At 71.1% G+C, this 9,419-nt stretch carries 13 protein-coding genes; 12 read left to right on the top strand and 1 reads right to left on the bottom strand.

Translation table 11 applies throughout. The annotated features are described in order from the left end of the window. Window positions 1-174: 174 nt before the first annotated feature. Window positions 175-924, bottom strand: coding sequence for a class I SAM-dependent methyltransferase (locus tag AB0K65_RS26400; RefSeq protein ID WP_365720664.1), 750 nt, complete (start codon window positions 922-924; stop codon window positions 175-177). A gap of 391 nt (window positions 925-1,315) precedes the next feature. Here AB0K65_RS26400 and AB0K65_RS26395 point away from each other — a divergent pair, with 391 nt between their 5' ends. From AB0K65_RS26395 to AB0K65_RS26340, 12 genes are all read left to right on the top strand, one after another. After that, on the top strand, window positions 1,316-1,909 hold the full coding sequence (locus tag AB0K65_RS26395; RefSeq protein ID WP_365720662.1) for a hypothetical protein: 594 nt from the start codon (window positions 1,316-1,318) through the stop codon (window positions 1,907-1,909). Window positions 1,910-2,142: 233 nt separating this feature from the next. Continuing rightward, the gene (gene rpsP, locus AB0K65_RS26390) at window positions 2,143-2,583 is read left to right on the top strand and encodes a 30S ribosomal protein S16 (protein ID WP_365720660.1); all 441 of its coding nucleotides are present in this window, start codon (window positions 2,143-2,145) and stop codon (window positions 2,581-2,583) included. Between the two features lie 2 nt (window positions 2,584-2,585). After that, window positions 2,586-2,825: an RNA-binding protein gene (locus AB0K65_RS26385; RefSeq protein ID WP_003980229.1), complete on the top strand. Its 240-nt coding sequence runs from the start codon at window positions 2,586-2,588 to the stop codon at window positions 2,823-2,825. 100 nt (window positions 2,826-2,925) lie between these two features. Then, complete coding sequence (gene rimM / locus AB0K65_RS26380) at window positions 2,926-3,471, top strand: ribosome maturation factor RimM (protein WP_365720658.1); 546 nt, start codon at window positions 2,926-2,928, stop codon at window positions 3,469-3,471. Next, a complete protein-coding gene (trmD, locus tag AB0K65_RS26375; RefSeq protein WP_365720656.1) occupies window positions 3,468-4,289 on the top strand; it encodes a tRNA (guanosine(37)-N1)-methyltransferase TrmD in 822 nt (273 codons plus the stop codon). The genes rimM and trmD overlap by 4 nt, the downstream gene beginning before the upstream one ends. Window positions 4,290-4,416: 127 nt before the next feature. Further along, a complete protein-coding gene (gene rplS / locus AB0K65_RS26370) occupies window positions 4,417-4,767 on the top strand; it encodes a 50S ribosomal protein L19 (protein WP_365720654.1) in 351 nt (116 codons plus the stop codon). A gap of 143 nt (window positions 4,768-4,910) precedes the next feature. Then, entirely contained in the window at window positions 4,911-5,798 is an 888-nt protein-coding gene (gene lepB / locus AB0K65_RS26365; RefSeq protein WP_365720683.1) for a signal peptidase I, read from the top strand. Continuing rightward, window positions 5,791-6,855 (top strand): signal peptidase I, encoded by a 1,065-nt coding sequence (gene lepB, locus AB0K65_RS26360; protein ID WP_365720652.1) that lies wholly within the window; start codon window positions 5,791-5,793, stop codon window positions 6,853-6,855. Before lepB (AB0K65_RS26365) ends, lepB (AB0K65_RS26360) begins: the two co-directional genes overlap by 8 nt. Continuing rightward, window positions 6,770-7,690, top strand: coding sequence for a signal peptidase I (gene lepB, locus AB0K65_RS26355; protein ID WP_365720681.1), 921 nt, complete (start codon window positions 6,770-6,772; stop codon window positions 7,688-7,690). Before lepB (AB0K65_RS26360) ends, lepB (AB0K65_RS26355) begins: the two co-directional genes overlap by 86 nt. Before the next feature lie 63 nt (window positions 7,691-7,753). Next, window positions 7,754-8,488 (top strand): signal peptidase I, encoded by a 735-nt coding sequence (gene lepB, locus AB0K65_RS26350; protein ID WP_365720650.1) that lies wholly within the window; start codon window positions 7,754-7,756, stop codon window positions 8,486-8,488. Then, entirely contained in the window at window positions 8,485-9,006 is a 522-nt protein-coding gene (locus AB0K65_RS26345; RefSeq protein ID WP_365720648.1) for an NUDIX hydrolase, read from the top strand. Before lepB (AB0K65_RS26350) ends, AB0K65_RS26345 begins: the two co-directional genes overlap by 4 nt. Window positions 9,007-9,061: 55 nt before the next feature. Further along, window positions 9,062-9,370, top strand: a complete 309-nt coding sequence (locus AB0K65_RS26340) for a DUF2469 domain-containing protein (protein ID WP_005311352.1) — start codon at window positions 9,062-9,064, stop codon at window positions 9,368-9,370. The last annotated feature ends 49 nt before the right edge of the window (window positions 9,371-9,419 follow it).

Below are 9,419 nucleotides of genomic sequence, written 5' to 3'. Positions count from 1 at the left end.
ACGCGACACCCAAGGCTCTCGTTCAGCCGGCCCCGTGCGTCGGTGTTCCGCCCCGCCCCGGGGCAGGCGGGACACGGTACGCGGCACGGGGGTCGGCCACGCGACACCCAAGGCTCTCGTTCAGCCGGCCCCGTGCGTCGGTGTTCCGCCCCGCTCAGGCCGCCCGGCCGTCCCTCACGGCACGCGGGCGATCAGGTAGCGGAAGACGTTCGGCATCCACACCGTCCCGTCGACGCGGACGTACGGGTCCAGGGCCTCCAGGATCTCCTTCTCCACCTGCGCCTGCTCCGTCGCGCGGATCGCCGCGTCGAAGTCACCCGTGGAGAGCAGTCCCCGGACCGCGCTGTCCGTGTCCGCGTAGCCGAAGGGGCAGGACACCCCGCCCGAGCCGTCCGGCCGAAGGCCCGAGCGGGCCACCGCCTCCTCCAGCCCCTCGCGCGGCCCGGGGCGGGCGCCGGCCAGCCGGGCCGCGACCCGCAGCACCGACGCCGTCGCGCACCGCTCGGGCGGGCCCCAGCCCGCCAGCACGACCGCCGCCCCCGGCTGGGCCGAAGGGGTGACGGCCGCCACGGCGGCACCGAGCCCGTCGGAGGGGTGGAAGGCGGTGATCACATCGAACGGCGGTCGGGACAGACCGCAGGCCGCCGCCGGGTCTCCCTCGACGACCGCGTGGCCCCCCGCCTGGGCAAGCCGCTCCCGGGCCAGCTCCACGCGCGCGTGGTCCCCGTCCACGCCGGTGACCTGGGCGCCCCGCGCGGCCGCCATCAGCAGCGCGAGGCCCGACCCGCAGCCGAGCCCCAGGACCTGGGTACCAGGCCCCAGGCCGAGACGGTCGTACACCGCCTCGTAGAGCGGGACCAGCATGCGCTCCTGGATCTCGGCCCAGTCACGCGCGGGGTGGTGCGGGACGAGCGTAGGTGTCATGGAATGCGCCCCAATCAGTGCCTCGTCGACAGCCCCCGTGTCCAAGTACTCCCGCATCCCCCCGTATGCCAGGGAACTGCGCATCCGTGCCCGCGTCCAGTGCTCGCGCCGCATCACTTCCCTTCGGGTGACGACTTCCGCGCGGGGCGGTGCGCCGCCTCGCACGGACACCCGGTACTGTCCTGCCAGAGCCCCGGGGCGCGTACGGCATTCCTACGCGCCGGGGCGTATGCGCCGCTACGCACCAGCTTGGCGCCCGCTGCGCGGCTTCTCCGCAGATCGGCGCACTGGCCCTCCTCCGGACGCAACAGCGGCAACTGACGGGTACGTGCAAATTATTTGGGATGCCCCGGAATGGAACCCGGGGGCGCCCCGGCTCGTTGTACGCGACGTGAGCACGACACCACCTGTTCTCGCCGCAGAGCTGGCACAGGCGTGGGCCGACATTCAGCGGCACCACCCCGAGCTGCCCGACCTTGCCGCGCCCGAGTCCCTGATCGGAGAGTCCTCGTCCGCCTGCGGCGCCGAACTCTCCTTCGAACGACTGCTTCACGAGGCAGTCCACGGCATCGCCGCCGCCCGAGGAGTCCGCGACACCTCACGCGCCGGCCGCTACCACAACCGCAGATTCCTGGCGATCGCCGAGGAGATGGGCCTGGACCACCCCGAGGAGCCGCACGCGAGCAGCGGCTTCTCCCTGGTCACGCTCAACCCCGAGGCCCGGCGGCGCTACCGCCCCACGATCGAGCGGCTCCAGCGGGCCCTCAAGGCCCACACGGTGGCCACGGCCGCCGACACCAAGCGCTCCTTCCGCGGCCCGGCCGCCCGGCACGGCTCCTCCGGCGGCGGCGTCCGCGTCAAAGCCGTCTGCGACTGCGGGCGCAACGTCCGCGTCGTCCCCTCCGTCCTCGCCCAGGCCCCCATCATGTGCGGCGGCTGCGGCAAGCCCTTCCGCATCCCCGAGACGGTCGGTGCGGCGAGCTGACCCCGGACCGTCGGCCGTCCCACCCGGGGGCGGGCGGCCGACGCCCTCCGCCGCCCGGCTCCGGGGCCGGGTCCGGCGCGTCGCGCGCGTGTGGCACAATGGCTAGCTGTACTCGACAGTCGCATAGGACCCCTCTCTCCTCCGGCTGACGCGTCCATCGGGCACCCGAGTACCGCAACCCCACGTGGCATCTCATGTGCCCAACCACGTCAAGACCAGGAGACACCACTCCAGTGGCAGTCAAGATCAAGCTCAAGCGCCTCGGCAAGATTCGCCAGCCGCACTACCGCATCGTCGTCGCCGACTCCCGCACCCGCCGGGACGGTCGTGCGATCGAGGAGATCGGTCTGTACCACCCGACGTACAACCCGTCGAAGATCGAGGTCGACTCCGAGCGTGCGCAGTACTGGCTGTCCGTCGGCGCCCAGCCGACCGAGCCGGTCCTCGCCATCCTGAAGCTCACCGGCGACTGGCAGAAGCACAAGGGCCTGCCGGCCCCCGCGCCGCTGCTGCAGCCGGCGACCAAGGAGGACAAGCGCGCCTCCTTCGACGTGTTCGCCAAGAGCCTCGAGGGCGACGACGCCAAGGGTGAGGCCATCACCCCGAAGGCGAAGAAGGCCGACAAGAAGGCGGACGAGGCCGAGGCCGCGTCCACCGAGTCGACCGAGGCCTGAGCATGCTCGAGGAGGCTCTCGAGCACCTCGTGAAGGGCATTGTCGACAACCCCGACGACGTGCAGGTGGCCTCGCGCACCCTGCGCCGTGGCCGCGTCCTGGAAGTCCGGGTCCACCCGGACGACCTCGGCAAGGTGATCGGCCGTAACGGCCGCACCGCGCGTGCGCTGCGTACCGTCGTGGGCGCCATCGGCGGCCGTGGCATCCGCGTCGACCTCGTCGACGTGGACCAGGTCCGCTGAGAACGGTCGACCGTTTCACCGAAGATGCGCCGGCAACGGGCCGGGGAGGGCATGACGCCCACCCCGGCCCGTCGTCGTCCGACAGGAGAGTGTGTACGTCGTGCAGCTGGTAGTCGCGCGGATCGGCCGCGCCCACGGGATCAAGGGCGAAGTCACCGTCGAAGTGCGGACGGACGAGCCCGAGCTCAGGCTCGCCCCCGGAGCCGTCCTGGCCACCGACCCGGCCTCCGCCGGTCCGCTGACCATCGAGACCGGCCGCGTCCACAGCGGACGGCTCCTGCTCCGCTTCGAGGGCGTCCGCGACCGCAACGGCGCCGAGGCCCTCCGCAACATCCTGCTGATCGCCGACGTCGACCCCGAGGAGACGCCGGACGAGGACGACGAGTACTACGACCACCAGCTCATGGACCTGGACGTCGTGCTCGCCGACGGCACCGAGATCGGCCGGATCACCGAGATCTCCCACCTGCCGTCCCAGGACCTCTTCATCGTCGAACGGCCCGACGGCACCGAGCTGATGATCCCGTTCGTCGGGGAGATCGTCACCGAGATCGACCTGGACGCGCAGCGCGCCGTCATCGACCCGCCGCCCGGCCTCATCGACGACCGCGCCGAGATCGTCTCGTCCCGGGACGACGACGCATGAGGCTCGACGTCGTCACGATCTTCCCCGAGTACCTCGAACCGCTGAACGTCTCCCTCGTGGGCAAGGCGCGTGCGCGTGGACGGCTCGACGTCCACGTCCACGACCTGCGCGCGTGGACGTACGACCGGCACAACACCGTCGACGACACCCCCTACGGCGGCGGCCCCGGCATGGTCATGAAGACCGAGCCCTGGGGCGACGCCCTGGACCAGATCCTCGCCGACGGCTTCGAGGCGGGCGCCCACGGCCCGGTCATGGTCGTCCCCACGCCCAGCGGCCGTCCCTTCACCCAGGAACTCGCCGTCGAACTCTCCGAGCGGCCCTGGCTGATCTTCACGCCCGCCCGCTACGAGGGCATCGACCGCCGTGTCATGGACGAGTACGCCACCCGGATGCCTGTCTACGAGGTCTCCATCGGCGACTACGTCCTGGCCGGGGGCGAGGCCGCCGTCCTGGTCGTCACCGAGGCCGTGGCCCGCCTGCTGCCCGGTGTCCTCGGCAACGCCGAGTCCCACCGCGACGACTCCTTCGCCCCCGGCGCCATGGCCAACCTCCTGGAAGGCCCCGTCTACACCAAGCCCCCGCGGTGGCGCGGCCACGGCATCCCCGACGTGCTCCTCAGCGGACACCACGGGAAGATCGCGCGCTGGCGGCGCGACGAGGCGTTCCGGCGCACCGCGGCCCACCGGCCCGACCTGATCGAACGCTGCGACCCGTCCCTCTTCGACAAGAAGGACCGGGAGATCCTCTCCATGATGGGCTGGTCCCCGGAACCCGGCGGCCGATTTTGGCGCAGGCCCGACGGCGTGGAAGAATAGGCCGCTGCTGTCTGTTCGGCGTGCGCCCCTGCCACAGGGGGAACGACGCCCGCCCGGTGCGACGGCACTCCATTCACTTCGAACGTACCGCTGATGACCTGTGGCATCAGCGAGGAAAGAGACCTCCATGGCCTCCCTGCTCGACTCGGTCACCGCGGGCGCGCTCCGCACCGACCTCCCCGCCTTCCGTCCCGGCGACACCGTGAACGTCCACGTGCGCGTCATCGAGGGCAACCGCTCGCGTATCCAGCAGTTCAAGGGCGTCGTCATCCGCCGCCAGGGCTCGGGCGTCAGCGAGACCTTCACGGTCCGCAAGGTCTCGTTCTCCGTCGGCGTCGAGCGCACCTTCCCGGTGAACAGCCCGATCTTCGAGAAGATCGAGCTCGTCAGCCGCGGTGACGTCCGTCGCGCCAAGCTCTACTACCTGCGTGAGCTGCGCGGCAAGGCCGCGAAGATCAAGGAGAAGCGCGACAGGTGAGCTTCGGCTCTCGGTTCGCGCGGAGCTTCGGAACACTGATACACAGGGCGGCCGGATAGGCTCTGCCCCCGATGGACACCGAAGCACAGCACACGGAGCGCAGCCGCTCCTCCGGTACGGAGGAGCGGCTGCGCTCCGCGCGTATGCGGGGAGACGAGGCGCGGACCGAGGGAACCCGCCGGCCGGAACGGGACACCGACGGCGGGGCGCGGGGGGAGACCGGGGGCCGCGCCCCCCGTACGCAGGGTCCGGATGAGGGTGCTCCGGCCGCGAGAGCTTCGGAGGCGGGTCCTCCGGACGAGGGCGCCGCCGACGGGAGCGTTCCGGAGGCGGGCGCGCCGGACGAGCCGCACGAGAGCCCCGCCGGGCCGTCCTGGCGGCGCACCGGGATGACCGGCGGAGTCTGCGTGGTCTTCCTCCTGCTCCTGAGCCATTTCGTGATGCAGCCCTTCCTGATCCCCAGCCGCTCGATGGAACCGACGCTCCAGGTGGGGGACCGGATCCTCGTGAACAAGCTGGCGTACCGTTTCGGCGGCGAGCCGCGCCGCGGTGACGTCGTCGTCTTCGACGGCACCGGCTCCTTCCTCCGGGAAGCACCCGGACAGAACCCCGTCACCGGTCTGCTGCGCGACGCCGCCGCCGCTCTCGGCCTCGCCGAGCCGGCCGAGACCGACTTCGTCAAGCGCGTGGTGGGTGTGGGCGGCGACCGCGTCGTCTGCTGCGACCGGGACGGCCGGATCACCGTCAACGGCGTACGGGTCGAGGAGCGTTACGTCATGCTGGGCGACGCCCCCTCGAGGGTGCCTTTCGACATCGTCGTCCCGCAGGGCACCCTGTGGGTCATGGGTGACCACCGCAGTCAGTCCAGCGACTCCCGCGACCACCTCGGGCAGCCGGGCGGCGGCATGGTGCCCGTCGACCGGGTGATCGGGCGCGCCGACTGGATCGGCTGGCCGTTCGGACGCTGGTCGGAGGTGCCGGACAGCGGCGCCTTCGACGCCGTACCGGCGCCGGCGGGCGGCCATGGGTAACCGGGGCCGGCCGGCGGGGGAGCGCGGCGACGTCCGGCTGCCGACCGGCACCCGCCCCACGGACGGCGCGGGCCGCCCGATGCCGGGCCGGGCCGAGCGCCGCAGACTCGCCCGCAAGGTCAAGCGCCGCAGGCAGCGCTCCGCAGTGAAGGAGATCCCGCTCCTGATCACGGTCGCGCTGCTGATCGCCCTCGTCCTGAAGACCTTCCTCGTGCAGGCGTTCGTCATTCCCTCCGGCTCCATGGAGCAGACGATCCGGATCGACGACCGGGTCCTGGTGGACAAGCTCACGCCCTGGTTCGGCTCCAAGCCGCAGCGCGGCGACGTCGTCGTCTTCAGGGACCCGGGCAACTGGCTCCAGGACGAGGCCCCGCCCGCCGGTGACGACCCGATCGGCGTCAAGCAGATCAAGCAGGCCCTGACCTTCATCGGACTGCTGCCCTCCGCCGACGAGCAGGATCTGATCAAGCGGGTCGTCGCCGTCGGCGGCGACACGGTCGAGTGCTGCGGCAAGGACGGCCGGATCAGCGTCAACGGCGTACCCCTCGACGAGCCGTATCTGCACCCCGGGAACACACCTTCGACGATCCCGTTCCAGGTGCGGGTGCCGGCCGGCCGGATCTTCGTCCTGGGCGATCACCGGTCGGATTCCGCCGATTCCCGCTTCCACCTGAGCGAGAAGGATCAGGGAACGATCTCCGAGGAAGAGGTGGTGGGACGGGCCGTCGTCATCGCCTGGCCGGTCGGTCACTGGCGCCGGCTGGAGGAACCGGAGACGTTCGCCGCCGTCCCGGACCGGCCCGCGGCCTCCACTGCCGCGCTCGGTCCGTCGCATAGTGTGTCCTCGCGGAATCTGAACGGATTGCCCTGGCTCCCGACCCCTGCGGAACTCCCGCTCGTTATGGGAGTGATGGGCCTGTCCCTGTTCCGGGACAGGCGATCGCACGGACTGAGGAGTGGATGTGGGGGATTTGGCCGTCGGCGCACGATCCGGACACGACGAGCCCGACAAGAGGCCGGAGAGGCTCGGCGAGTCGTCGGTCGCCATGACGGATGACTCCCCGGACCGCCGGGACGCCGACCCCGGGGACGCCGCCTCCGCGGACGACGCGGGGCAGAGCGGAGCGGGCCCCAAGAAGCCGCGTTCCTTCTGGAAGGAACTGCCCCTGCTGATCGGCATCGCGCTGCTGCTCGCGCTGCTGATCAAGACCTTCCTGGTGCAGGCGTTCTCCATCCCCTCGGAATCGATGCTGAACACCCTGCAGAAGGGTGACCGCGTCCTGGTGGACAAGCTGACCCCGTGGTTCGGCTCCGAGCCGGAGCGCGGCGAGGTCGTCGTCTTCCACGACCCGGGCGGCTGGCTGGAGAACCAGCCCGCCACCGACCCCAACGTGCTGCAGAAGTTCCTCAGCTTCATCGGACTCATGCCGTCCGCCGAGGAGAAGGACCTCATCAAGCGCGTCATCGCCGTCGGCGGCGACACCGTCTCCTGCAAGGAGGGCGGCAAGGTCGTCCTCAACGGCAAGGAGCTGGACGAGTCCGCCTACCTCTACCCCGGCTCCGTGCCGTGCGAGAAGTCCTTCGGGCCGATCAACGTCCCCAAGGGCAGCATCTGGGTGATGGGCGACAACCGGCAGAACTCCCTGGACTCGCGCTTCCACCAGGAGCTTCCCGGCGGCGGCACCGTCTCCGACGACCAGGTCGTCGGCCGCGCCATCGTCGTGGCCTGGCCCGTGACCCGCTGGGCGACGCTCCCCGTGCCGGCCACCTTCGACCAGCCCGGCCTCGACAAGGCCCTCGCCGTCGCCCCCGGCGCGGCGGGACTGGCCGGCGCCCTGCCGCTGGTCCTGTGGCGCCGCAAGTGGCTCACGGCACGCCATACCGCCGAGTAGCACCCCACGGGTAGGGTGCCGTCCCAGATCGTCGAACCGACCTCCGAGGTGGGGAGCGCTGGGATGAGCGGGACCATACGTACGGAAGACGGCCACGGCCGCCTCGGCAGCGTGCTGTCGGGGCTGGTCGTGGCCGTCGGCTGTGTGCTCTTCCTCGGCGGCTTCGCCTGGGGGGCCGTGCTCTACCAGCCCTACACCGTGCCCAGCGACTCCATGACCCCCACCCTCCAGGTCGGCTCCCGCGTCCTCGCCCAGCGGATCGACGGCGACGAGGTCCGCCGGGGTGACGTCGTCGTCTTCGACGACCCCCTGTGGGGCGACATGCCCATGGTGAAACGGGTGGTCGGGATCGGCGGCGACACCGTCGCCTGCTGCGGCGCCGACGGACGGCTCACGATCAACGGCCAACCGATCGAGGAACCGTATCTGCTCCCGGGATACCCGGCCTCGGGACAGAAGTTCTCCGCCACCGTCCCCGAAGGCAACCTCTTCCTCCTCGGCGACGAACGGCACAACTCCATGGACTCCCGCGTCCACCTCCAGGAGGCCGGACAGGGCTCCGTACCGCGCACCGCGGTCACGGCCAGAGTGGACGCCATCGCCTGGCCGCTCGACGGCGTCCTGGAGCGCCCCGCGAGCTTCGCCGCCCTCCCCGGCGGCGTCTCACGACCCGGCCCCGTCACGCCCCTCTTCTACGCGATCGCCGGCGGGTGTGTACTGGTCCTGGCCGGAGCCGCCTACGGCCCCCTGGCCCGACGCGCGACCGCACGGCCGCGGAAGGAGACGGTGGACGCGTGACCGACCGGACGGACACCACGGCGGACGGACGGAAGCCCGAACCGCGACGCGTCGCCCGGGTCATCCTGCTCGACCCCGACGACCGCATCCTCCTCCTGCACGGCTACGAGCCCGACGCCCCCGACCAGACCTGGTGGTTCACGCCCGGTGGAGGCCTGGAGGGCGACGAGACCCACGAGCAGGCCGCCCTGCGCGAACTGGCCGAGGAGACCGGCATCACCGACGTCGATCTCGGACCGGTCGTCTGGCAGCGCGTCTGCTCCTTCCCCTTCGACGGCCGGCGCTGGGACCAGGACGAGTGGTACTACCTGGCACGAACCACCCAGACCGCGACCGCCCCCGCCGGCCTCACCGAACTCGAGGAGCGCAGCGTCGCGGGGCTGAGGTGGTGGACCTCCGCCGAACTGTCGGCGGCCCGTGAGACGGTGTACCCGACCAGACTCGCCGAGCTGCTCCACACGCTGCTCGACGAGGGACCTCCGAGTGCCCCGGTGGTTCTCGCCCCGGAAATCGTCTAGGGGTGCGAGTGCCTGGCGCACAATGGGGGGACGCACGGCTGAAGGGGAACATGCCATGAGCGCCGAGGACCTCGAGAAGTACGAGACCGAGATGGAGCTGAAGCTCTACCGGGAGTACCGCGACGTCGTCGGGCTGTTCAAATACGTGATCGAGACCGAGCGACGGTTCTACCTCACCAACGACTACGAGATGCAGGTCCACTCGGTCCAGGGCGAGGTGTTCTTCGAGGTCTCCATGGCCGACGCCTGGGTCTGGGACATGTACAGGCCCGCCAGATTCGTGAAGCAGGTCCGCGTCCTCACCTTCAAGGACGTGAACATCGAGGAGCTCAACAAGAGCGACCTGGAGCTTCCCGGCAGCTGAGCCCCACCCCGGCCCCAAGCGGGTAAACCACCCCCAGGGGTGAGGCGGT

This window comes from Streptomyces sp. NPDC053755, from assembly GCF_040677675.1.
Taxonomy (GTDB): Bacteria; Actinomycetota; Actinomycetes; order Streptomycetales; family Streptomycetaceae; genus Streptomyces.
This window is presented reverse-complemented; position numbering and strand designations above follow the sequence as displayed.